This window comes from Mycolicibacterium madagascariense (assembly GCF_010729665.1).
Lineage (GTDB): Bacteria > Actinomycetota > Actinomycetes > Mycobacteriales > Mycobacteriaceae > Mycobacterium > Mycobacterium madagascariense.
Genome location: NZ_AP022610.1, coordinates 4937382 through 4960437 on the forward strand (window position 1 = coordinate 4937382; position 23056 = coordinate 4960437).

The window sequence follows — 23056 nt, forward strand, 5'->3', positions numbered from 1 at the left end:
AGCAGACGCAAATGGCCCTCAATTGCCGCACTCGAGGGCCACTTGCGTCTGCTCAGCGGAAGAAGTCAGGCCGCGAGCACGGCATCGAGCGCCGAGAGGAACAGGCCGAGCCCGTCGTCGGACGGGCCGGTCAGGGCCTCGGTGGCGTGCTCGGGGTGCGGCATGAGGCCGACGACGCGACCGTTGGCCGAGCTGATGCCCGCGATGTCGTTCAGCGAACCGTTGGGGTTCTCGCGGTAGCGGAACACGACGCGACCCTCGCCCTCGAGCTCCTCGAGCACCGCGTCGGACGCAACGTAGCGGCCCTCGCCGGACTTCAGCGGCACCAGTAGATCGGCACCCGGCTCGTAACGGGTCGTCCACGCCGAGGACGTCGTCGCCACCTCGAGCCACACGTCGCGGCAGATGAAGTGCAGGCCCGCGTTGCGCGTCAGCGCACCCGGCAGCAGCCCCGCCTCGCACAGCACCTGAAAACCGTTGCAAATCCCTAACACTGGCAATCCATTGGCGGCCGCGGACACCACCTCGCCCATCACGGGCGCGAACTTGGCGATGGCTCCGCAGCGCAGGTAGTCGCCATAAGAGAAGCCGCCGGGGACGACGACCGCGTCGACGCCCTTGAGGTCGGCGTCGGCATGCCACAGGTCGACCGACTCGGCACCGGCCAGCCGGACCGCGCGGGCAGCGTCGACGTCGTCGAGCGTGCCGGGGAACGTGATGACGCCGACGCGAGCGCTCATTTGTCCTCCCGCGTCACGGTCCAGTCCTCGATGACGGTGTTCGCGAGCAGCGACTCGGCGATCTCACCGAGGGTCTCGTCGCTGACGGTGTCGTCCACCTCGAGTTCGAAACGCTTGCCTTGCCGGACGTCCGAGATCCCGGAGATGCCGAGGCGACCCAGCGCCCCGGCGATCGCCTGTCCCTGCGGATCGAGGATGACCGTCTTGGGCATCACGTGCACTACGACGCGGGCCACGCGCGGCTCCTGTCTGAAAGGGGGATTGATCGGCGTTCACTCTACCGGCGGCGGGGAGCGCCACAATGGAGGCATGCAACTGACCCACTTCGGACACTCCTGCCTGCTCGCCAGCTTCCGGGACGGCGACGACGAGACCACCGTGCTGTTCGATCCCGGCAACTTCTCCCACGGCTTCGAGGGCATCACCGGGCTCTCGGCGATCCTCATCACCCACCAGCACCCCGACCACGCCGACGTCGAACGGCTGCCGGCGCTGCTCGACGCCAACCCGCAGGCGGCGCTCTACTGCGACCCGATGACCGCTGCCCAGCTCGGCGGGAACTGGACGGCCGTGCACGCGGGCGACGCCTTCGCGGTCGGGCATCTGAACGTGCGCGGGGTCGGCGGTACGCACGCCGTGATCCACCCCGAGATCCCGGTCATCGACAACATCTCCTACCTCGTTGGCGACGGCGGCCACCCCGCCCGCCTGATGCATCCCGGCGACGCACTGTTCACCCCTGGCGAACCCGTCGACGTGTTGGCCACCCCGGCCGCCGCGCCGTGGATGAAGATCTCCGAGGCCGTCGACTACCTGCGGGCGGTGGCCCCGACGCGGGCGGTGCCGATCCACCAGGCCGTGGTCGCCAAGGAGGCGCGCGGCGTGTACTACGGGCGGTTGTCGGACATGACCGACACCGACTTTCAAGTGCTGGACGAGGAGAGCGGTACGGAGTTCTAGTGGGGCGAGCGAAGCGACGGGGTGTGGGCTAGTGGGGCGAGCGAAGCGACGGGGGTTGGGCTAGTGGGCGATCGGCGGGTGTTCGGCGGTCACATCGCGGGTCTCGGCACGACCTCGGGCGTGCGGATGGTCATCGGCATGTGGTCGGAGTCGCCGTTCGGCCAGTTCGCCGACGTGATGGTGGAGACCGCCGACGGGCAGCGGACCCTGCTGGCGCCGTCGGAGGAGGTCGCTGAATTCGTTTCGACCACATACGGTTTCGACCACGTCGAGATCGGTCCGGTTACCGCGGAGCAGCCGCCCGACGGCTTCACCGTCACCGCGCCGGGGCTCGCCGTCACGGGTTACCTCGGCGGCCCCGCGCAGTTCGACTGGCTGCTGCGCATGGTGCCGCCACCGTTGGCGAGGGCGCCGCTGTGGTTGCGCGCCATCAATCCCGTCGCCTCGCGCCTGGTGCGCGGCGTGCGCACCGCGGGCAGCGCCGGGCACGGCCGCCGGGAGTACTACGGCGTGTGTCGGACCCGGCGCATCGTGGGCATCGACGGCGACTTCCGCGGGACGCCCCTCGGCGCGCTCGCGCCGCTGGAGCCGCCGGTGCGGTTCGGCTTCTCCTCGGCGCCCGCGGCACCGCAGCTGGTGTCGGTCACGACGACGATCGACCTGCCGTAGGCCGAGACTACGAAAGTTGCGCAATTTGAGCTGATTTCGCGCATCGACCGTAAGCTCGCGGGCTAGGCGGTCTCTCGGGCGGCGGCCCGGCCCGCGGCACGGCCGGAGAAGACGCACCCGCCGAGGAACGTGCCCTCCAGCGACCGGTACCCGTGCACGCCGCCACCGCCGAACCCGGCCGCCTCGCCGGCGGCATACAACCCGGCGAAGTGCGCGCCGCCCGGGGTGAGCACCCGGGAGCCGAGGTCGGTCTCCAAGCCGCCCAACGACTTTCGCGTCAAGATGTGCAGCTTCACGGCGATCAGCGGGCCGGCCTTGGGATCGGTGAGCGCATGCGGCGCGACGACGCGGGCCACCCGGTCGGCCAGGTAGTTGCGCGCCCCGCGGATCGCGGTGATCTGACTGTCCTTGGTGTAGGAGTTGACGACCTCGCGGTCGCGGGCCGTGACCTCCGCCTCGACGACGTCGTAGTCAAGCTTCTCGACGTCGGGCACGTCGTTCATCTTGGCGACGAGTTCGCGCAGCGTCGCGGCGGAGACGAAGTCCACCCCCTGGTCGACGAAGCGCTGCACGGGCGCCGGCGGGCCGGGGCGCACCCGCGAGAGCACCTGGCGCACGCTCTTGCCGGTCAGATCGGGATTCTGCTCCTGGCCCGACAGCCCGAACTCCTTCTCGATGATGCGCTCGTTGAGCACGAACCACGTGTAGTCGTGGCCGGTCTGCGCGATGTACTCCAGCGTGCCGAGGGTGTCGAAACCGGGGTACAGCGGCGCGGGCAGGCGTTTGCCCGTCGCGTCGAGCCACAGCGACGACGGGCCGGGCAGGATGCGGATCCCGTGCCGCGGCCAGATCGGGTCGTAGTTCGTGATGCCCTCGGTGTAGTGCCACATGCGGTCGGCGTTGATGATGCGCGCCCCGGCGGCCTCGGCGATGCCGAGCATCCGGCCGTCGACGTGTGCCGGCACGCCGCTGAGCAACTGTTCGGGCACGCGGCCCATGCGCGGGGGCCAGTTCTTGCGCACCAGGTCGTGATTGCCGCCGATGCCGCCGCTGGCGACGATCACGGCTCCGGCCCGAAACTCGAAGTCGCCGATGATGTTTCGCGACGAGGCGACGCCGCGGGCCGCGCTCGACGGCTCGAGCACCGCCCCGCGCACGCCGGTGACCGCGCCGTCCTCGACGATCAGCTCGTCGACGCGATGCCGGTGGGCGAAGCGCACCTTGGCGCCGGGCGCCAACACTCTGCGGGCGAAGACGTCGACGATCGCGGGCCCGGTGCCCCACGTGATGTGGAAGCGCGGCACGGAGTTGCCGTGGCCGCGGGCGCCGTAGCCGCCGCGCTCCGCCCACCCGACGAGTGCGAACGTCTGCAGCCCGCGCTCACGCAGCCAGCTGCGCTTCTCCCCCGCCGCGAAGTCGACGTAGGCGTGGGCCCACTGGCGGGGCCAGTGGTCCTCCGGCCGGTCGAAGCCCGCGGTGCCGAGCCAGTCCTGCAGGGCCAGCTCGTGGCTGTCGCGCACCCCGAGCCTGCGTTGCTCGGGGCTGTCGACGAAGAACAGCCCGCCGAACGACCAGTACGCCTGGCCGCCCAGGTTGGCGGCGTTCTCCTGGTCCACGACGAGGACCGACCGGCCCCGGTCCAGGGCCTCCCCGGCCGCGACCAAACCGGCGAGCCCAGCTCCGACCACGATGACGTCAGCATCAGCCATGCCAACGACGTTAGCCGTCGTGCTTAGGCGGCGTCTGTCAGCGCGGGCTGTGGCTCCCAGCGGTACACCGCGGGCGCACGGTGGTGGAGCAGAGCGAGGTCGATCGCGTCGAGCATCGCCTGCCGCGGTCCCGAGCGGCGCAGCTGCGTGGCAGCCACGGCGATCCGGACGGTTCCGGCCCGCCGCGCGGTGCGTTCGGCCGACAGCACCAGGGTGCGGCACCACCAGGCCTCTGTGAGGAACCCCTCGCCGATGCCGACGACACGGGCCCGGACCGTCGTTCCGCGCACCAGGTCCGTCATGCCGCCGAGCTCGGCGACGAGGCGAAAGCCGTTGCGCGGCAGCGCCGTCAGCGTGCCCTGCGACACCGTCCAACCGGGTGCGGCGAACAACCGCGTCCGCAGACCCAGATGCTCGAGGACCCGGTCGGCGCCCATCAGCCGCAGGTTGGCCTCGTGGGCAGGCAGCGCGGCGAACTCGCCGCGGCGCTTCTTGGTGGCCGCCTCGTCGTATCCGTGCAGGACGACGGCGTCACCGTCGGCGCGGCGCGCGGTCAGCCACTCGACGGTGTCGGCGTCGCGGTCGAGTCGGTAGCCGCCCTTCAGCCGAGGGGCCACCAGGTACGACGCGGGGACGCCGCGTTCGGCGAGTTCGTCGCGGAAGGCCGCGACGTCGGCGAGCGTGCGGTCCTTGATTCCGGAGATCGAGACGATCAGTTCTCCAGCCACGCAACCAGTATGGCAACGTCAGGTGTGCACGAGGTGTCTGACACGTGGGCGCCAGATGGCTTTTCGGGGTTAGCTGGGCAGGACCGCTTCGATCGCGTCGACGACCTCGGGCGCGTCGGGCACCGTGGCGGGCCGGAACCGCTTGACGACCCGGCCACCGGGCGCCAGCAGGAACTTCTCGAAGTTCCACTGCACGTCACCCGCGGTACCGTCGGCGTCGGCGGTCTGCACGAGCTCGGCGTACAGCGGGTGCCGGTCGGCGCCGTTGACGTCGGTCTTGGCGAGCAGCGGGAAGGTCACGCCGTAGGTGGTGGAGCAGAACTCCTGGATCTCCTCGGCAGTGCCCGGTTCCTGACCCATGAACTGATTGCAGGGCACGCCGATCACCACGAGCCCGCGGTCGCGGTAGTCCTTGGCCAGCTGCTCCAGGGCGGTGTACTGCGGCGTGAGCCCGCACTTGGACGCCACGTTGACGAGAAGCACTGCGCTGTCGGCGTATTCGGCCAGTGAGGTCGACCGGCCGTCGAGGGTGGTCAGGGGGATGTCGGTGAGGCTCATGCGCCCGACGCTACCCCGCCTGCGGTGGCCAGCACCCAGGCGTACATGAATGCCGCCTCCTTCCAGCGCTCGTACCGTCCGCTGATGCCACCGTGGCCCGCGCTCATCTCGGTCTTCAGCAGCACCGGGTGGTCGTCGGTCTTGCTATGCCGAAGCGCGGCAACCCATTTCGCTGGCTCGACGTAGAAGACCCTGGTGTCGTTGAGCGACGTCATGGCCAGGATGGCGGGATAGTCCTTGGCGTCGACGTTCTCATACGGGGTGTAGGACTTCATGTAGTGGTAGACGTCCTCGTTGGCCAGCGGGTTGCCCCACTCGTCCCATTCGGTGACGGTCAGCGGTAGCGACGGGTCGAGGATCGTGGTGAGGGCGTCGACGAACGGCACCTGCGCCAGGATGCCCGCGAAGAGGTCCGGCGCCATGTTCGCGACCGCACCCATCAGCAACCCGCCGGCGCTACCACCCATCGCGACCAGCTGCTCCGGCCGCGTGACGTCGGTGCCGACCAGGTGCGCGCCGACCGCGATGAAGTCGGTGAAGGTGTTCTTCTTCTCGAGCATCTTGCCGTGCTCGTACCACGGCCTGCCCATCTCGCCACCGCCCCGCACGTGCGCGACGGCGAAGACCATGCCACGGTCGAGCAGCGACAGCCGCGCGATGGAGAAGCGCGGATCCTCGCACGACTCGTAGGCGCCGTACCCGTAGAGCAGCGTCGGCGCCGGAAACTCCAGTCCCGCGCGGTGGACGATCGACACCGGGACCCGGGTGCCGTCGGGGGCGACGGCCCAGTCCCGGCACTCCACGTAGTCGTGCGGCCGGTAGTCGCCGAGCACGGCCTGCTCGCGCAGCAGCGTCCGCTCGCCCGTTTCGAGGTCGATGTCGTAGATGCGCACCGGCACGATGAACGACGTCGTCCCCACGCGCAGCACCGGCGCCGACCAGTTCGGGTTGCCGGACAGGCCGGACGACGTCAGCTCGGTCTCGAAGGTGATCTCCTCCGGCGTGCCATAGCTGCCGTCAGAACCGATGGGCCACAACTGAATTCGCGGCAGTGCGTCACTGCGGTAACTGACGACGAAGTGACCGGCGAACGCGTCGACACCGTCGAGGCGGACGTCCCCGCGGTGCGCGATCAGCGTGTGGAAGGCAGTGGGTTCGGCGACCGGAGCCTCGACGAGGGTGAAGTTCTCCGCGCCGTCGTTGTGCAGGATCAGGAACCGGTCCTCGCCACCGACCACGGCGTGCTCGACGGAGTACTCGACGCCCTCGCGACGCGGCAGGATCGAGACGAATTCGGCGTCGCCGTCGGCGGCGTCGGCGTACAGCATCTCCGTGGTCACCGAACTGCCCGACGCGATGAACACGTACTTGTTGCTGCGCGAGCGTCCGACGCCGACCCAGAACCGCTCGTCGGGTTCGTGGTAGACCCTCTCGCCGGGTTGGCCCGATCCGAGGCGGTGGCGCCACACGGTGTCCGGGCGCCAGGCGTCGTCCACCGTGACGTAGTAGATGGTGTGGTCGTCGGCCGCCCACGTCGCGCCGGAGCCGATGCCGACGATGGTGTCGTCGTACAGCTCGCCGGTGCGCAAGTCCTTGAACCGCAGGGTGTATCGCTCGTCACCGACGACGTCGACGGAGAAGGCGAGAGTGTGGCCGTCGATGCTGATCGAGGCCGCGCCGAGGGAGAAGAACTCGTGTCCCTCCGCTTCGACGTTCTCGTCGAGCAGGACCTGTTCGCCGGGGACGTCGGCGTTCTCGTCGAGGACGGGCGGCGTCCAGTCGTCGAGATCGGCGACGGGACAGCGGCAGTGGATGCCGTACTGCTTGCCTTCGACGCTGCGGCCGTAGTACCACCACGCCCCGCGGCGGGTCGGCACCGACAGGTCGGTCTCCTTGGTGCGGGCCTTGATCTCGTCGAAGATCTTCTGCCGCAGCGGCGCCAGCGCGTCGGTCTGCTCGTCGGCGTAGGCGTTCTCGGCCTCCAGGTACGAGATCACCTCGGGGTTGGACTTGTCCCGCAGCCATTCGTAGTGGTCGATGAACACGTCGCCGTGGTGCTCGCGACGGTGCTCGACACGCTTGGCAATCGGCGGGGCACCGCTCATGTGGCTCCGATCCAGTCAGTGAATTGCAAACCCGAAATACGTTCGTACGCTTCGATGTAACGCGCCCTGGTGGCCTCGATGACGTCCCGGGGCAGCGGTGGGGGCGGCGCGTCGCCGTGCCGGTCCCAGCCGGATTCCGGCCCGGTCAGCCAGTTGCGGACGAACTGCTTGTCGAAGCTCTCCTGCACGACGCCCTCCTGGTAGGCGTCGGCCCGCCAGTACCGCGACGAGTCGGGGGTGAACACCTCGTCGGCGAGCACCATCTGACCGTCGACGTCGACACCGAACTCGAACTTGGTGTCGGCGATGATGATTCCCTTGCTCAGCGCATGCTCGGCGGCCTGCCGATAGATCTGCAGGGTGAGGTCGCGCAGCTGCGCGGCATGCTCGTCGCCGACCAGCTCGGCGACGGCCTCGTAGCTGACGTTCTCGTCGTGCTCGCCCAACTCGGCCTTCGTGGCGGGGGTGAACAGCGGCTCGGCGAACTTGCTGGCCTCGGTCAACCCCGCCGGCAGCTCGATGCCGCACACCCGGCCCGTCGCGCGATAGTCGACGATGCCCGACCCCGTGAGGTAGCCGCGCGCCACGCACTCGACGGGCATCATCTGCAGCCGCCGGACCACCAGCGCGCGGCCGAGGACCTCCTCGGGGATCCGCTCGTCGTCGGGCGGGCCCGCCAGATGATTCGGCGCGTCGAGGAAGTCGAAGAAGAACACGCTCATCGCGGTGAGGATGCGGCCCTTGTCGGGGATGTGGCTGTCCAGGATGTGGTCGTAGGCGGAGATGCGGTCGCTGGCCACGAACAGCAGGTGGTCTGCGTCGATCTGGTAGAGCTCACGAACCTTGCCGCTGGCCAGATGGTGATAGTCGGTCAGAGCTGGACGCATCGGGTCAGACTATCTGCTGGGATCGGGGGATGAGCTCTCGCTACGTCCCGTACGCCACCACCCCCGGCCGACTGCTCGCGCAATTGACCAGCGACGTCGTCGTCGTGCTGTGGTCGTTTGCGTGGGTGCTGGTCGGGCTGGCCGTGCACACCGCGGTCGACTCGATCGCCGAGGTGGGCAGGCAGGTGAACGACGGCGCCACCGGCGTCTCGCGCAATCTGAACTCCGCCGGTGACAGCACCGCGGGCTTTCCGGTGTTCGGCGACGAGCTGAGCAAGCCGTTGCGCGCGGCGAGCCGGGCCGCGCTCGACATCGCCGGGGCCGGCCACAGCCTGGACACCACGGCGTCCTGGCTGGCGATCGTCCTGGGCATCGCCGTCGCGGCCCCGCCGATCCTGTTCATCGCGCTGCCGTGGCTGGCGTTGCGGATTCGATTCTTTCGGCGCAAGTGGATGGTGCTCACGCTGGCCGCGACCCCGGCGGGCGAACAACTCCTGGCGTTGCGCGCGCTGGCCAACCGGCCACTGGCCAAGCTCGCGGCGGTGAGCATCGATCCCGTCGGTGCCTGGCGCCGCGAGGATGCGATCGCGATCCGGGGGCTGGCCAACCTGGAGCTGCGGAGCTCGGGGGTCGCCCGCCGACGTTCCTGACTCGCTGCGATTTGGGCGCGCTTCCCGCCCTCGTAGGTCCGGAACCGCGCCGAAGTCGCCGTTGAAGGAACCGTGTGCGCTAGCCCCACCGTCCAAACCGCATGCTCGACGATCACGTACGTCACCACGATGGGGTCATCACCCTCGCCCAGGCCCTGCGGGTGGGGCTGAGCGAGAAGGCCGTCCGGCGACGGGTTCAGTCCGGTCACTGGCGACGATGCTCTCGCGGGGTGTACTTCGTCGACGACCGCCCCTTCACCGACGCCGCGCGCATTCGTGCCGCGGTCTGGGGTCACGGTGATCGCGCTGCCGCGAGCGGGCTGGCGGCGGCCTATTGGCACTCGCTGACCACGTTCGCGCCCCACGTCGTCGAAGTGACGATGCCCCGCAACAGTCACGGTCGTAGCCGAGCGGGCTGTCGCGTACGGCGGCGAGACCTCGTCCGAACCGACGTCGTCGAGCGACGTGGATTGCGGGTGACGGCACTACCGCTGACGGTCATCGAAGCGGCCGTCCGGCGTGGAGGCGGCCCCGCCCTCGTCGATGCTGCCCTTCGACGACACACCGAGTTGCAGCCGCTGTGGGCAGCTCATGTGCGTAACAAGGGTCGCTACGGGTCGCCTGCGGCACGCCGTCTCCTCCACGCCGCCGAGGGCGGGGCGAAGTCGGAAGCCGAGCGCCTCTTCAAGCGGCTGCTGACGAAGGCCGGCATCACCGGCTGGACGGCGAATCAGCGCGTAGCGGGCTACGAAGTGGACTTCGTAGCCCGCGTAGCGGGCTACGAAGTGGACTTCGTGTTTCGCGCTGAGAGACTGGCCGTGGAGATCGACGGGTTCGCCTTCCATAGCGCCAGCGACGACTTTCAGCACGACCGCATCAAGCAGAACGCCATCGCGCTGGCGGGCTTCCAGGTGCTCAGATTTACGTGGCTCGATCTGACCGAGTATCCGGAGCGGGTGCTCGCAGAAGTTAGGCGCGCGATTTCGGCGCGCTAACGCCCGAGACGCGAGCGAAACCGCGCCGAAATCCCTAGAGGATGGAGCCCGACGTGTACTTGGCCGCGTCGGGATAGCGGGCCACCAGCTCGTCGACCGCCGCGACGACCGTGTCGACCTGGGCGGCCGCCGCGCCGGTGAAGGCCGCGCGATCGGCGAGCGCCGCATCAAGGGCCGCGCGGTCGAGGGGCAGTCGCGGGTCGGCCGCCAATCGATCGAGAAGGTCTGGCTCCGAACCCCTTTCACGCATCGCCAGGGCCACCGCGACCGCGTGCTCCTTGATGACCTCGTGTGCCGTCTCGCGTCCGACGCCGGCGCGCACCGCCGCGATGAGGATGCGCGTGGTGGCCAGGAACGGCAGGTAGCGGTCGAGTTCGCGCTGGATCACCGCGGGGTAGGCGCCGAATTCGTCGAGCACCGTCAGGAACGTCTCGATCTGGCCGTCGATGGCGAAGAACGCGTCGGGCAGCGCGACCCGTCGGACGACCGAGCAGAAGACGTCGCCCTCATTCCATTGCGCGCCGGCCAGTTCCGCGGCCATCGAGGCGTACCCGCGCAGTACGACCTGCAGCCCGTTGACGCGTTCGCAGGACCGCGAGTTCATCTTGTGCGGCATCGCCGACGATCCGACCTGGCCCGGCGCGAAGCCCTCGGTGACGAGTTCGTGGCCCGCCATCAACCGGATGGTGTGCGCCAGCGACGACGGTCCGGCGCCGAGCTGAACCAGCGCGGAGAGCACGTCGTGGTCCAGCGAGCGCGGGTAGATCTGCCCGACGCTGACGAATCCGCTTGCGAAGCCCAAGAATTCGGCGACGCGATCCTCCAGGGCGGCCAGCCGCTCGGTGTCCCCGTCGAACAGGTCGAGCATGTCCTGGGCCGTGCCCATCGGGCCCTTGATGCCGCGCAGCGGGTAACGGTCGATCAGCTCCTCGATGCGCAGCAGCGCGACGAGCGTCTCCTCCGCCGCCGACGCGAACCGCTTGCCGAGCGTCGTCGCCTGCGCCGCCACGTTGTGCGACCGACCCGCCATCACGACGTCGCGGTACTGCGACGCCCGCGACGCCAGCCGCGCGACGACGGCCACCCCGTGGGCGTGCACCAGCTCGAGCGAACGCCGGATCTGCAGTTGCTCGACGTTCTCGGTGAGGTCGCGGCTCGTCATGCCCTTGTGCACGTGTTCGTGCCCGGCGAGTGCGTTGAACTCCTCGATGCGCGCCTTGACGTCGTGGCGCGTGACGCGTTCGCGCTCGTTGATCGAGGCCAGGTCGACGTGGTCGAGAACCCGTTCGTAGTCGGCGATCACGCCGTCGGGCACCGCGACGCCCAACTGGGCCTGCGCGCGGAGTACGGCGATCCACAGCCGCCGTTCGGCGACGATCTTGGCCTCGGGTGACCAGATGGCCACCATCTCCTCGCTGGCATAGCGGTTGGCCAGGACATTCGGAATCGTCACGAATGCACAGCTTACGACCCGGCTGAGGCAAGCTGGTCCCGTGCACTTCGTCGGACTCGACCTCGCGTGGGGGGAGCGCAAACCCACGGGCGTCGCCGTCGTCGACGATGCGGGTGCGCTGGTCTACCTCGGCATCGCGCAGGACGACCCCAGCATCAGGGCGGCCGTGGCGCCCTACGTGCAGGGCGACTGCCTGGTCGCCTTCGACGCGCCCCTGGTGGTGAACAACCCGACCGGCCAGCGACCCAGCGAGGCGGCGCTCAACCGCGACTTCGCCAAGTTCGAGGCGGGCGCCCATCCCACCAACACCGGCAAACCCGAGTTCGCGAGTCTGCCGCGAGCGGCCCGGCTCGCCGCCGCCCTGGACCTGGACATCGACCCGTTCTCGCAGTCCGGCCGGCGGGCCATCGAGGTGTACCCGCACCCCGCGACGATCGCGCTGTTCCGACTCGGCCGCACGCTGAAGTACAAGTCCAAGCCGGGCCGCACCTTCGCTCAGCTGCGTTCGGAGCTGCTGCGCCTGATGGACCTGGTCGAGACGCTGGCGCACGCCACGCCGCCGCTGCGGGTGGCCGACCACGACGGCTGGATCGAGCTGCGCCGACTGGTGGAGACCGCCGAACGCAAGAGCGAACTGCGCCGCGCCGAGGATCCCGTCGACGCCGTGGTCTGCGCGTACGTGGCGCTGTTCGCGACCCGCAGGCCGGATGACGTCACGGTGTACGGCGACGCCGAGTCGGGCGCCACGATCACGCCGACGCTGCCGCCGGACCTCAGCCCCGCGCCGCCGGAGCCGACCCCGGGCGCGGTGCGCGACGCCATCGCACAGTACGTCGATCGGCGCCCGGGTCTGCTGGGGGCCACCGACCGCTACCTGGCCCTGGTGACGACGCTGCTCGACGACGCGGGCATCAACTACCTCGACGTCACGGCCCGCACGAAGACCGTCGCGTCGTTCGCCGAGAAGGCCGACCGCAGCGTCGACGGCAGGCGCCTGTTCGCCGATCCGCTGTCGGAGATCACCGACCTGATCGGGCTGCGGGTGATCACGTTCCTGCGCGACGACGTCACGACGGTCGCCAATTTGCTGGCCGAGGAGATGCAGCTGCTCGACGACCGTGACATGGGCCAGGAGACGGCGCGCGAAGGCCGGTGGGGGTACGCCAGCCGTCATCTGCTGGTCGCCGTCGAGGGTGAGCAGCAACCGGCCTCGATCCAAGTGCGCACGGTACTTCAGCACGCCTGGGCGGAGTTCGAGCACGACATCCGCTACAAGGGCTCGATCCCCGAGGAGGACGCCCCCGACCTCGACCGTCGCTTCACGCTGGCCGCCGGGTTGCTGGAGTTGGCCGACCGCGAATTCAGCGCGATCCGCGAGCGGTTGAAGTCCTCACCGCCGGCGCAGCGGTCCGAGCAGTCCAGCGATCCGCGCATCGGGACGCCGGTCCTCGCCACCTACCTCGGCAACCGCTTCCCCGACGCGGGATGGTCGCGCACCGACCACTATGCGTGGATCTCGGGTTTGCTCCTGGAGTTGGGCATCGATTCCCTCGACGATCTCGACGAGTTGCTCACCGGACTCGACACCGACGCCGTCAACGCCAAGATGGACTACCGCTATCCGGCGGGCGCCGTCCGCCGCCTCGATGATGCGCTGCTGGCGAAGTTCGGCGAGCGCTACGTGGCGCTGACGGGCAACGAGCATCGGGTCAGCCAGCTGCAGGCCCGGCTCGAGAAGCTGTCAGGCTAGCAGTCGAATCGGTTGCAGCACAGGGTCTTTGAACGCCGGTCAGCCGAAGGGGGCCAGCACGTCGATGACGTCGACGAGCGTCGCGCGGGCCGTCGCGCGGGGACCGTCCCCAACGCCGACCAGAGATGCGACGACCGCGCCGTCGACCGCGCACACCAGCGCCGTCATCGCCTCGGCGCGCACGCAGCGTCCCGACCGCTCGACCACCTCGACGACGGCCTGCGTGCGCTGCTTCATGATGCGACGCTGAACGTCGCGCAGACCCGGCTGTCGGGCGCAGGCGATGTAGCGCTCGTAGCGGGAGATCAACTGTTCGGACACCCGGGTGCCGGGGCCGTCGCCGACGAGCAGATCGACGAGTACGTCGGCCGTGGACTCCGCGCCCCGGCGGCGCCGCGACAGCGCGGCGACGCGGGAGTCGAGCAACTCGGCTTCGCGGAGCCCGACGTGTTCCACGGCCCGTTCCACGAGGTCGTCCAGGGAGGAGAAGTAGTACGTCGTGGACGCCAGTGGCAGCCCGGCGCGGCGGGCCACGGCGCGGTGGCGGACGGCGTCGAAGCCGCCTTCGCAAAGCAGATCGGCGGCCGCACTGACCAGCGCGTACCGTCGCCTTTCACCCTTCGGGGTGACTGCTGCCGTCACGCCTTGCATGGTGCCAGCAAGCGCAGTTCGGCATAGCCCTTTCCGACAACCTGAGGAGTCTCCTCATTTGGGCGATGGCATGATGGCGCTCGTGTCTGGACAGCTGAGTCGCCGCGCGATTCTGCGACTCGGCGTCGGCGCGGCAGCGGGTGCCGCGGGCGCGGTGGCGCTCGGACCCACCTTCCGCGAGCCGGCGTCGTCGGCTCCTCCCGTCGCGATGACGAGCGTCGGCGCACCACTGGCCCCGCCCCCACCCCTGGCCCCGCCGCCGGCCGCTCCCGCGCCGACGTACGTCACCGGATCGTTCGTCTCGGCGGCCCGGGGTGGGATCGACACGAACTGGGCGATCGCCCGGCCGCCGGGCCAGACCGCACCGCTGCGACCGGTCATCGCGCTCCACGGCAAGGGGCAGGACGCCGCCGGGGTGATGGCGGGCGGCGTCGAGGACGGACTCGCCCAGGCCGTGGCGGCGGGCATCCCGCCGTTCGCGGTCGTCGCCGTCGACGGCGGTGGAGGGTATTGGCACAAGCGGGCATCGGGCGAGGACGCCGGCGCGATGGTGCTCGACGAGCTGATCCCGATGCTGGGCGGGCAGGGCTTGGACACGTCGCGGGTCGGCTTCCTCGGCTGGTCGATGGGCGGTTACGGCGCCCTCCTGCTCGGCTCGCGACTGGGTCCCGCCCGTACGGCCGCCATCTGCGCGGTGAGCCCTGCGCTGTGGACGTCCTCCGGCGCGGCGGCGCCCGGTGCGTTCGACGGCGCGGACGACTACGCCGCCAACAGCGTCTGGGGACAGCCCAATCTGGGCGCGATCCCCATCCGAATCGACTGCGGTGACAGCGATCCGTTCTACTCGGCCACCAAGCAGTTCATCGCGCAGTTGCCGACGCCGCCCTCGGGAGGGTTCTCCCCCGGCGGGCACGACGGTGCCTTCTGGAGTTCGCAGCTGCCGGCCGAGATCAGTTGGCTGGCACCGATTCTGACGACCTAGACGCCGATCCGTCCCTCGGCGGCGTCCAGCCCGATGTCGGTGCGAAAGTGGCTGCCGGGCAGCTTGATCGAGCCGATGACGTCATAGGCCGCCGCGCGGGCGGCGGTCAGATCGGCACCGGTGCCGACGACCGACAGCACCCGGCCGCCCGAGGATACGACCGCGCCGTCGTCACGCCTGGCGGTGCCGGCATGCAGCACCCCCGGTGCCTCGGAACCGGCGATGACGTCGCCGACGCGGGGCCTGCCGGGGTAGTTCTCGGCGGCCAGCACCACGGCCACCGCGGCGCCGTCGCTCCACTGCAGTGGCGGTTGCGCCGCGAGGTCGCCCGTGGCGGCGGCCAGCAGCAGCTGCCCGAGTGGGCTGTCCAAGAGCGCCAGCACGGCCTGGGTCTCGGGATCGCCGAAGCGGCAGTTGAATTCGACGACGGCGGGGCCGCGCGAGGTGATGGCCAGCCCGGCGTAGAGCAGGCCGGAGAAGGGGCATCCCCGCGAGACCATTTCGGCGGCAACGGGTTTGACGACATGCTCGACGATTGCGGTCAACACCTCCGGCGGCAGCCACGGCAGCGGCGTGTAGGCGCCCATCCCGCCGGTGTTGGGCCCGGTGTCGCCGTCACCGACGCGCTTGAAGTCCTGCGCGGGCAGCAGCGGGACGACGGTCTCGCCGTCCACGACGCAGAACAGCGACACCTCGGGCCCGTCGAGGAACGATTCGAGCAGCACCGGGTGGCCCGAGTCGAGCAGGCTGGCGGCGTGCGCGCGGGCCGCCTCCCGGTCCGCCGTCACCACCACGCCCTTGCCCGCGGCCAAGCCGTCGTCCTTGACCACCCAGGCCGGGTCGCCCGCCGTCGGTCCGAACCGGTCGAGGGTCGCGTCCAGACGCGCCGGGTTGTCGATGATCTCGCTTCGGGCCGTGCGCACCCCGGCCGCCTCCATGACGTCCTTGGCGAAGGACTTCGCGCCCTCGATGCGGGCGGCGTCGCGCGACGGGCCGAAGCAGGCGATGCCCGCGGCGCGCACGGCGTCGGCCACGCCGAGCACCAGGGGCACCTCGGGGCCGATCACGACGAGGTCGGCAGCAAACCGCTTGGCGAGGGCGACGACGTCGTCACCAGCGGTGACGTCGACGTCGTACTGCTCGGCGACCGCTGCCGTGCCCGCGTTGCCGGGTGCCACCGCCAGGGCGTCGACCTCGGGGTCGCGCCGCAGCGCGAGCAGGAGCGCATGTTCACGGGCACCGGATCCGATTACGAGGACGCGCACGGATCATCACCCTAAACCTTCGACTACGGGCATACACATATCGCAGCGGTGTATGGTCTCAGTGTGACGACGACCACTGGCTGCCCGTTCGACTCCGGGTACGACTTCACCGACCCCGACGTCCTGCTCCGGGGCATCCCGGTCGCCGAATTCGCCGAACTGCGCAGGACCGCGCCCGTGTCGTGGGTGCGCCAGCAGGAGTCGATCTTCGGCGACGGCGGCTACTGGGCGATCACGCGCCACGAGGACGTCAAGTCCATCTCGCGCAACGGCGAGCTGTGGTCGACCAACCGCAAGGGCGCGGTGATGCGACTGCCCGACGGCGTGACCGCCGAGCAACTCGACCTGACCAAGGCCCTGCTGATCAACCACGATGCGCCCGAGCACACCCGGCTGCGCAGGATCATCTCGCGGCTGTTCACCCCGCGCGCCGTGGCCGCGCTGGAGGAGAAGCTGGCGGCGGCCGCACGAGACATCGTCGCCGAGGCCGCGGCCCAGGGCGGTGGCAACTTCGTCGACGACGTCGCGACCAAGCTCCCCCTGCTGGCGATCGCGGACCTGATCGGTGTCCCAGAAGCCGACCGCGACAAGCTGTTTCGCTGGACCAATAGCATCATGAACACCGACGACCCCGACTTCGACTCCGATCCCACGGTCGCCAACGCCGAGCTGATGGGCTACGCGTACGCCATGGCCGAGGAGCGTCGGCGCTGCCCGGCCGACGACATCGTCACCCGGCTGATCCAGGCCGACCTCGGGGCCGACGCGGGAGAGGCGCTCGGCGACGTCGAGTTCGCCTTCTTCGTCATCCTGCTCGCGGTCGCGGGCAACGAGACCACCCGCAACGCCATGACGCACGGCATGAACGCGTTCTTCGACAACCCCGACCAGTGGGAGCTGTTCAAGCGTGACCGGCCCGCCACCGCGGTCGACGAGATCGTCCGGTGGGCCACCCCGGTGCACTGCTTCCAGCGCACCGCTTTGCGCGACGTCGAACTCGGGGGTGCGACGATCCGCGAGGGCGACCGGGCCGGCCTGTTCTACAGCTCCGCCAACTTCGACGAGACGGTGTTCGACCGGCCGTTCGAGTTCGATGTCCTGCGAAACCCCAACCCGCACTTGAGCTTCGGCGGCAACGGCGCCCACTTCTGCATCGGTGCGAACCTCGCGCGCATGGAGATCAAGCTGATCTTCGACGAGCTCGCCCGTCAGGTTCCCGACATCGCCAAAGTGGCCGAGCCGCAGCGGCTTCGGTCGGGGTGGATCAACGGCGTCAAGGAACTCGCGGTCTCCTATCGGGGCTGAACTAGGCTCTGGGGTGTGCGCACCCATGGCTGGTCCGGCTCGGCCCCGGCAACGGACGACGAGGCCGTTGCGCGCATTCTCGCTGCCGCCGGTAGCGCGATCGACGAACGGGGCGCCGACGTGGGCATCGCGGACGTCGCCCGCACGCTAGGCGTCACCCGTCAGACCGTCTACCGCTACTTCCCCAGCACGGACGCGCTGCTGGTCGCCGCGGCCGTCCACGCGGCCGACGACTTCCTCGACCGGCTCGCCGACCACCTGCACGGCATCACCGATCCCGTCGGCGCCGTCACCGAGGCCATCGCCACCGCGCTGGAATGGTTGCCGAAGGACAAGCACATCGGTCTGCTGGTGGCGCCGGGCAAGGCCGACGAACACACCGCGTCGGTCACGTCGGACGTGGCGCTGCGCTTCGCCAACGCGATGATCCGCCGCTTCGACGTCGATTGGGCGGCAGCGGGATTCGTCGACGACGAGCTCGACGAGCTCGCCGAACATCTGCTGCGGATCATCCAGTCGTTCGTCATCGACCCCGGTCGTCCGCCGCGCACGGGTGCCGACCTGCGCAACTATCTGCGCCGGTGGGTGGGCGGGGCGCTGACCTAAAATCACCTGAGCCACGTGCATTCGCCGTCAACGAATGGTGACGACTCCCAGGGCGACGGGGCCGGGGCCGGGGGGACCTGACCAAGGGTGAAGCGTCCGACGCCGTCAACGAATGGTGACGACTCCCAGGGCCACACCCGCGCCGAGGACGCAGCGGCCGCTTCCACGCCCCCGAGGGAACGGTCAGACCACGGTGAGCGGCAACGACTTTCGGTGCTCGAACACCCACGACGCACCGCCGGAGAACTTCGTCACGGCCACCTCGCCGAGCTCCTTCGCGGGCGTATCGGTCTCGATCACGCGCACGGTCCAGTCCGAGGCGGTACCCGTCACCTCCGCCCGCAGGCGCGGATCGACGGCCTGCACGATGGCCTGCAGCGGCGTGTCCGACGCCGGGGACACCAGCGAGATCCAGGAGCCATCCTCGTAGGCCGGCGACGGGCGCACGTGGATGGCGGTGGGACCGATGTCAGCCGTGACGTAGGCCGCCGGGTTCAGCAGCGGGTGCAGTTCGAGCACGCGCAGCGCGCCCTCGACGCTACCGGGCAGGTGGAGCGCCCGGTGAATGCGCTCGGCGGCCACCCCGGCGATGCCGATCAGCTGCTTGGTGCGGATCGACTCCTCAAGCGCCACATCGTCCTTCGCGCGAGCGCGGACGGCGAGGGTGAACGACAGCACCAGGAGGTGCATCTGCAGGCAGACCTCGTCGGCAATGCGCACGAGGGCCGAGTGGGAGAAGGCGCCGAAGTCGACGTCGGCGAGCAGCTCGCCCGAGTAGTCGGCATTTCCCTCGTCGGAGGGATCGATCGGGTCCAGCTCGCACGCGTGCGCTCGGCTCGCGGCGACGACGTCCATCGCCGGGATGAACGGCACCTCGGGGTAGGACTCGTCGATGATGACCGTCCACGCGCAGTGCGGGGTGCGACCGGCGGGCACGCGCGGTGGCCGATGGATCGGGCGCACCTGGGCCTTGCGGTTGGTGGCGAGCGCGGTGGCGTCGAACGTCGGGTCCTCGATGTCGTGGCACATGCCGTGGACGTAGTCCTCGCCCATCGGCTCGACGTCGAGCAGCGCACCGCAGTGGTCGAGGTGGAACTCGCCGTGCCACCGGTCGTGCACGGTGTACCGGAAGTCCATGAATTGCGGTGGCGCACCGATGTCGAGCTGCAGCCCCTTGAAGAGCGTGAAGATGTCGACGCCCTCGTAGTTCAGCGCCTTCTGCATCCGCCGCGTGTACAGCGGGCTGGACGCCGCCCACTCCTCGATCGCGATCTGCAGCATCTCGTCGCGACCCCACGCGCTGATGCAGTGCGCCATGCCGGAGCGATCGATCAGCTGACCGATCAGCAGCAATTCCGGTACCAGCGTGGCCAATTCGGCACGCGTCAGCGCAGCGTACCTACTCGTCATCGAGCGACGTCCCCGTATTCATCTTCACGGCGGCGTTGACGTTGGCCCTCTTGTCCTCACCCGCGCCCTTCTCGGCGGCCTTGCGGCGCTTGGCGACCACCTTGCTGACGGTGCCATTGAGCCCCGAGCCGAGCGGGAAGCCGACGTACTGGGTCAGGAAGATCGCGACCTCCTTGAGTTCCTCTTCGGTGAACTCCTCGTTGAACAGCGCCGCATTGACCTGGACCTCGCCGAGGTCCTGGCGGCCCTGCGCCGTCACCGCCGCCAAGGTGAGCAATCGCTTGTCGCGCATCGACAGACCGGGGCGGGTCCAGATCGAGCCGAAGAGGTGGTCGACGGTCAGGTCGAAGTAGGGATCGCCCTCGATGTTCGGCATCTCCCAGCCGTAGACCTCGTTCATCTTCTCGAGGCCCTTCTTGCGCTGCTCGTCCATGCTCACTCCTTCGTCGTCGACGCGCTGTGCGGCACACCGAGTCCGGCGGCCAGGTCACGCAGGGCGATCTCGGCGAGCGGCAGGTCCACTCCCATCGCCGCACCCAGCTCGAGCGCCAACCGCAGGTCCTTGTCGGCCAGCCCGCGCGTGTGCACGAACATGTCGTACACGAAGTGGTCGGGCGGCAGCGGCGCGGTGTCGTCGCGGACCATGATGGCGCCGGGCCCGCCGCTCTGCGCGTCGCTGTGCCGCACCACGCGTCCCAGCTTCTGCAGATCGATGCCGGCGGCCTCGGCCAGCTTGGCCGCCTCGCACGCGGCCGCGAAGCCGATGTAGGTCAACATGTTTCGCGCCAGCTTCATGCGGGTGCCCGCCCCGGGCTCACCGGCCCGGACCACCATCGAGGCCCACCGCTTGAACACCGGCTTGACCGTCTCGTAGGCCTCGTCGTCGGCCCCGACCATGACGGCCAGCTCACCCTTGGCCGCCGCGCCCGCGCCACCGCTGACGGGCGCATCGACGACGTGAATCCCCTTGGGCCGCAACCTCTCGGCCAGCTCGCTCGCGGTAGTGGGCTCGATCGTCGAGTGGATCGCGATGACCGTGCCCGGTGCTGCGTGCGCGGCGAGTTCGTCCACGACGTCGCGCACCTGCGCGTCGGTCAGCACGGTCACGCTGATGACGTCCGCGGCGGCCACGTCGGCGACGCTGTCCGCCAGCGTGGCACCGGCTTCGGCAAACGGCGTCATCGACTCGGTGCGGACGTCGTAGACGATCAGTCCGCCCGGCCAGTCGACGAGTCGCTTCGCCATCGGCGCACCCTGGTTCCCCAGCCCGATGTACCCCAGTCTCGATTCAGTCATCAGCGGATGATCTGTCCGCCGTCGACGTTGAAGATCTGGCCGGTGATCCACTTCGCCTGATCCGACAGCAGGAACAGGCACATGCCGGTCAGGTCGTCGACTTCGCCCATGCGGGACAACGGAATTCCCTTGACGATGTCGGCGACCATCTCCTGCGGCGTCGTGGTCCGGTTGGCCTCGGTGTCGATGGGCCCCGGCGCGATGGCGTTGACGCGGATGTTCTGGCCGCCGAGTTCGGTGGCCAGCTGCTGGGTCAACCCGTTGATGCCGACCTTCGCCAGACCGTAGAAGTTCGAGTACAGCCACGCGGCGGTCGACGACTGGTTGACGATCGCGCCGCCCCCGCGCTTGGCCATCTTGCGGTACACCGCGCGCGTGCACACCAGCGCGCCGTCCATGTTCACGCTCATGAACTTCTTGTAATAGTCCCAGTCGACCGTGATCAGGAAGTCGAGCTTCATGCCACCGAAGATCGCGGCGTTGTTGACGAGGTAGTCGATGCCGCCGAACTCCGAGAGCGCCTGGGCCGCCATCTCCTTGGCGGAGTCGGGGTCGCTCACGTCGACGCGTACCGCGAGGGCGTTGCCGCCCTCGCCCGTGATGCCGTCGGCCACCTTCTGCGCGCCCTCGAGGTTGATGTCCGCGACGACGACGGCCGCACCCTCGTGGGCCAGCGCCTCGGCGTAGGCCTGCCCGATGCCGCCGCCGGCGCCGGTGACGATGGCCACCTTGTCGGTGAACTGGTCTCCGTACATTGCCATGGGTTCTCTCCTCAATTCGCCAGCGTCGCAATGGCCTTGGTCTCGAGGTACTCCTCGAAGCCGGCCAGGCCCATCTCCCGGCCGATGCCGGACTGCTTGTACCCGCCGAAGGGCATGTCCGCCGAATACCACACGCCGCCATTGACGTTCACCGTGCCGACGCGCAGTCGGGCGGCGATCCGCGCGGCCCGCTCGTCGTCACCGGAGAACACCGTGCCGGACAGGCCGTAGGGCGAGTCGTTGGCGATGCGGACCGCGTCGTCGTCGCCGTCGTGGGCGATGACGGTCAACACCGGGCCGAAGATCTCCTCCTGCGCGACCTTCGCGTCGTTGTCGAGGCCGGCGATCACGGTCGGCTCGATGAAGAACCCCCTGTCGCGATCGGCGGGTCGTCCACCGCCGCAGGCGAATCGGCCGCCGTCGACGATCGCCGAGTCGAGGTAACCCTGAATGCGGTCGCGCTGCCGTGCGGAGATCACCGGCCCGCAGATGGTGCCGGAATCGTTCGGATCTCCGGGCTTGAGTCCGCCCATCGTGGCGGCGGCCGCCTCGACGGCCTCGTCGTAGCGGGCCCGGGGCACCACCAGTCGGGTGGTGATGGCGCAGCCCTGCCCGGCGTGCATGGCCGCGGTGAACGCCGACATCGCGCACGCGCCAGCCAGATCGGCGTCGTCGAGCACCAGGAACGCCGACTTGCCGCCGAGTTCCAGGAACACCTTCTTCAGCGTCGCAGCGCCGTCGGACATCACGGCCCGGCCGGTGCTCGTCGAACCGGTGAACGACACCATGTCCACGCGCGGATCCGTCGACAGCAGCGCGCCGACACCGTGGTCGCTGGAGGTGACGACGTTGACGACGCCGGCCGGGAACTCGGTGTGTTCGGCGATCAACTCGCCGAGGACCGCTGCGGCCCATGGGGTGTCGGGAGCCGGTTTGAGCACCAGCGTGTTCCCCGCGGCGAGCGCGGGTCCGATCTTGGCCAGGTTGATCTGATGCGGGAAGTTCCACGGGGTGATGGCGCCGACGACGCCGATCGCCTCCCTGGCCACCGTGCGGTGGGTCTTCATGCCCATCGGCGACGCGATGCCGAGATCGGTCGTCCACTGGTAGTTCTCCGCGGTGTCGGCGCAGAACGACAGATCGGCGACCGGGCCCTCCAGTTGTGCGGCGGAGGTGAGCATCCGCGGCGCCCCGACTTCGGCGATCGTCAGTGCGCGCAACTCCTCGACGTGGTCGCGCATCGCCTGCTGGAGCTGCCGGATGCAGCGGACCCGGAGTTCGACGTCGGTCGACCAGTCGGTGTCGTCGAACGCGCGCCTCGCGGCGCCGATCGCGGCGTCCATGTCCGCGGCGTCCGCATCGGCCGCCACGCCCAGCACCTCTTCGGTGGCCGGGTTGACGGTGGGGAACGTGCCCGCATGGCCCGCCGACAGCGTGCCGTCGATGAACAGTCGACTCTCGGCGGAGCCCAGTAACGCCATGCACACTCCCGTTCATTTCCTGGACAACTGTCCGGCTGTCTGAGAACGAACCATAACCGCCGCGACGTGCCGGTGGCAAGGAAAGACGGCGTTCA

General features: G+C 69.5%; 23 protein-coding genes. 8 read left to right on the plus strand and 15 right to left on the minus strand.

The annotated features are described in order from the left end of the window. Positions 1 to 65 precede the first annotated feature (65 nt). Together purQ and purS are read right to left on the minus strand one after the other, a co-directional pair. Positions 66 to 740, minus strand: a complete 675-nt coding sequence (gene purQ, locus G6N60_RS23350; protein WP_163741697.1) for a phosphoribosylformylglycinamidine synthase subunit PurQ — start codon at positions 738 to 740, stop codon at positions 66 to 68. Beyond that, positions 737 to 976, minus strand: coding sequence for a phosphoribosylformylglycinamidine synthase subunit PurS (purS, locus tag G6N60_RS23355; protein WP_163741699.1), 240 nt, complete (start codon positions 974 to 976; stop codon positions 737 to 739). Before purS ends, purQ begins: the two co-directional genes overlap by 4 nt. A gap of 73 nt (positions 977 to 1049) precedes the next feature. Between purS and G6N60_RS23360 the strand changes: the two genes are divergently transcribed. Both G6N60_RS23360 and G6N60_RS23365 read left to right on the plus strand, forming a co-directional pair. Further along, entirely contained in the window at positions 1050 to 1700 is a 651-nt protein-coding gene (locus G6N60_RS23360; protein ID WP_163741701.1) for an MBL fold metallo-hydrolase, read from the plus strand. Positions 1701 to 1763: 63 nt separating this feature from the next. After that, the gene (locus G6N60_RS23365) at positions 1764 to 2369 is read left to right on the plus strand and encodes a hypothetical protein (protein ID WP_246240971.1); all 606 of its coding nucleotides are present in this window, start codon (positions 1764 to 1766) and stop codon (positions 2367 to 2369) included. Positions 2370 to 2431: 62 nt separating this feature from the next. On the opposite strand, the gene G6N60_RS23370 is transcribed toward G6N60_RS23365, so the two are convergent. From G6N60_RS23370 to G6N60_RS23390, 5 genes are all read right to left on the minus strand, one after another. Then, positions 2432 to 4078 carry an FAD-binding dehydrogenase gene (locus G6N60_RS23370; RefSeq protein ID WP_163741703.1) on the minus strand — a complete coding sequence of 549 codons (1647 nt, stop codon included), beginning with the start codon at positions 4076 to 4078 and terminating at the stop codon, positions 2432 to 2434. A 23-nt stretch (positions 4079 to 4101) separates the two neighbouring features. Beyond that, positions 4102 to 4806: a DUF2334 domain-containing protein gene (locus tag G6N60_RS23375; protein WP_163741705.1), complete on the minus strand. Its 705-nt coding sequence runs from the start codon at positions 4804 to 4806 to the stop codon at positions 4102 to 4104. Positions 4807 to 4875: 69 nt separating this feature from the next. Beyond that, a complete protein-coding gene (locus tag G6N60_RS23380) occupies positions 4876 to 5364 on the minus strand; it encodes a glutathione peroxidase (RefSeq protein WP_163741707.1) in 489 nt (162 codons plus the stop codon). Beyond that, positions 5361 to 7469, minus strand: coding sequence for a S9 family peptidase (locus G6N60_RS23385; RefSeq protein ID WP_163741710.1), 2109 nt, complete (start codon positions 7467 to 7469; stop codon positions 5361 to 5363). The genes G6N60_RS23380 and G6N60_RS23385 overlap by 4 nt, the downstream gene beginning before the upstream one ends. After that, on the minus strand, positions 7466 to 8356 hold the full coding sequence (locus tag G6N60_RS23390) for a phosphoribosylaminoimidazolesuccinocarboxamide synthase (RefSeq protein WP_163741712.1): 891 nt from the start codon (positions 8354 to 8356) through the stop codon (positions 7466 to 7468). Before G6N60_RS23390 ends, G6N60_RS23385 begins: the two co-directional genes overlap by 4 nt. A gap of 29 nt (positions 8357 to 8385) precedes the next feature. Between G6N60_RS23390 and G6N60_RS23395 the strand changes: the two genes are divergently transcribed. Together G6N60_RS23395 and G6N60_RS23400 are read left to right on the plus strand one after the other, a co-directional pair. Then, a complete protein-coding gene (locus G6N60_RS23395; RefSeq protein ID WP_163741714.1) occupies positions 8386 to 9006 on the plus strand; it encodes a hypothetical protein in 621 nt (206 codons plus the stop codon). 101 nt (positions 9007 to 9107) lie between these two features. After that, complete coding sequence (locus G6N60_RS23400) at positions 9108 to 10001, plus strand: type IV toxin-antitoxin system AbiEi family antitoxin domain-containing protein (RefSeq protein WP_163741716.1); 894 nt, start codon at positions 9108 to 9110, stop codon at positions 9999 to 10001. A 34-nt stretch (positions 10002 to 10035) separates the two neighbouring features. Here G6N60_RS23400 and purB read toward each other — a convergent pair whose 3' ends face one another. Continuing rightward, on the minus strand, positions 10036 to 11454 hold the full coding sequence (purB, locus tag G6N60_RS23405; RefSeq protein WP_163741718.1) for an adenylosuccinate lyase: 1419 nt from the start codon (positions 11452 to 11454) through the stop codon (positions 10036 to 10038). A gap of 40 nt (positions 11455 to 11494) precedes the next feature. Between purB and relZ the strand changes: the two genes are divergently transcribed. Beyond that, positions 11495 to 13204: a bifunctional ribonuclease/(p)ppGpp synthase gene (relZ, locus tag G6N60_RS23410; RefSeq protein ID WP_163741721.1), complete on the plus strand. Its 1710-nt coding sequence runs from the start codon at positions 11495 to 11497 to the stop codon at positions 13202 to 13204. 39 nt (positions 13205 to 13243) lie between these two features. On the opposite strand, the gene G6N60_RS23415 is transcribed toward relZ, so the two are convergent. Continuing rightward, positions 13244 to 13855, minus strand: coding sequence for a TetR/AcrR family transcriptional regulator (locus G6N60_RS23415; RefSeq protein ID WP_163741724.1), 612 nt, complete (start codon positions 13853 to 13855; stop codon positions 13244 to 13246). An 82-nt stretch (positions 13856 to 13937) separates the two neighbouring features. Between G6N60_RS23415 and G6N60_RS23420 the strand changes: the two genes are divergently transcribed. Then, positions 13938 to 14837 carry an alpha/beta hydrolase gene (locus G6N60_RS23420; protein ID WP_372510993.1) on the plus strand — a complete coding sequence of 300 codons (900 nt, stop codon included), beginning with the start codon at positions 13938 to 13940 and terminating at the stop codon, positions 14835 to 14837. On the opposite strand, the gene purD is transcribed toward G6N60_RS23420, so the two are convergent. After that, entirely contained in the window at positions 14834 to 16102 is a 1269-nt protein-coding gene (gene purD, locus G6N60_RS23425; protein WP_163741729.1) for a phosphoribosylamine--glycine ligase, read from the minus strand. The two genes, G6N60_RS23420 and purD, sit on opposite strands and share 4 nt — an antisense overlap. Positions 16103 to 16165: 63 nt before the next feature. Here purD and G6N60_RS23430 point away from each other — a divergent pair, with 63 nt between their 5' ends. After that, on the plus strand, positions 16166 to 17407 hold the full coding sequence (locus tag G6N60_RS23430) for a cytochrome P450 (RefSeq protein WP_163741731.1): 1242 nt from the start codon (positions 16166 to 16168) through the stop codon (positions 17405 to 17407). A gap of 15 nt (positions 17408 to 17422) precedes the next feature. Beyond that, the gene (locus G6N60_RS23435; RefSeq protein WP_163741733.1) at positions 17423 to 18013 is read left to right on the plus strand and encodes a TetR/AcrR family transcriptional regulator; all 591 of its coding nucleotides are present in this window, start codon (positions 17423 to 17425) and stop codon (positions 18011 to 18013) included. Between the two features lie 183 nt (positions 18014 to 18196). Here G6N60_RS23435 and G6N60_RS23440 read toward each other — a convergent pair whose 3' ends face one another. From G6N60_RS23440 to G6N60_RS23460, 5 genes are read right to left on the minus strand one after another with little or no spacing between them, the layout of a single operon-like run. Continuing rightward, positions 18197 to 19423, minus strand: coding sequence for a hypothetical protein (locus G6N60_RS23440; RefSeq protein ID WP_163741734.1), 1227 nt, complete (start codon positions 19421 to 19423; stop codon positions 18197 to 18199). Next, the gene (locus G6N60_RS23445; protein WP_163741736.1) at positions 19413 to 19856 is read right to left on the minus strand and encodes a carboxymuconolactone decarboxylase family protein; all 444 of its coding nucleotides are present in this window, start codon (positions 19854 to 19856) and stop codon (positions 19413 to 19415) included. The genes G6N60_RS23440 and G6N60_RS23445 overlap by 11 nt, the downstream gene beginning before the upstream one ends. A gap of 2 nt (positions 19857 to 19858) precedes the next feature. Beyond that, a complete protein-coding gene (locus tag G6N60_RS23450) occupies positions 19859 to 20719 on the minus strand; it encodes an NAD(P)-dependent oxidoreductase (protein WP_163741737.1) in 861 nt (286 codons plus the stop codon). After that, a complete protein-coding gene (locus G6N60_RS23455) occupies positions 20719 to 21480 on the minus strand; it encodes an SDR family oxidoreductase (RefSeq protein ID WP_163741740.1) in 762 nt (253 codons plus the stop codon). The genes G6N60_RS23450 and G6N60_RS23455 overlap by 1 nt, the downstream gene beginning before the upstream one ends. Before the next feature lie 11 nt (positions 21481 to 21491). Next, positions 21492 to 22961 carry an aldehyde dehydrogenase gene (locus tag G6N60_RS23460; protein ID WP_163741742.1) on the minus strand — a complete coding sequence of 490 codons (1470 nt, stop codon included), beginning with the start codon at positions 22959 to 22961 and terminating at the stop codon, positions 21492 to 21494. Between the last annotated feature and the right edge of the window lie 95 nt (positions 22962 to 23056).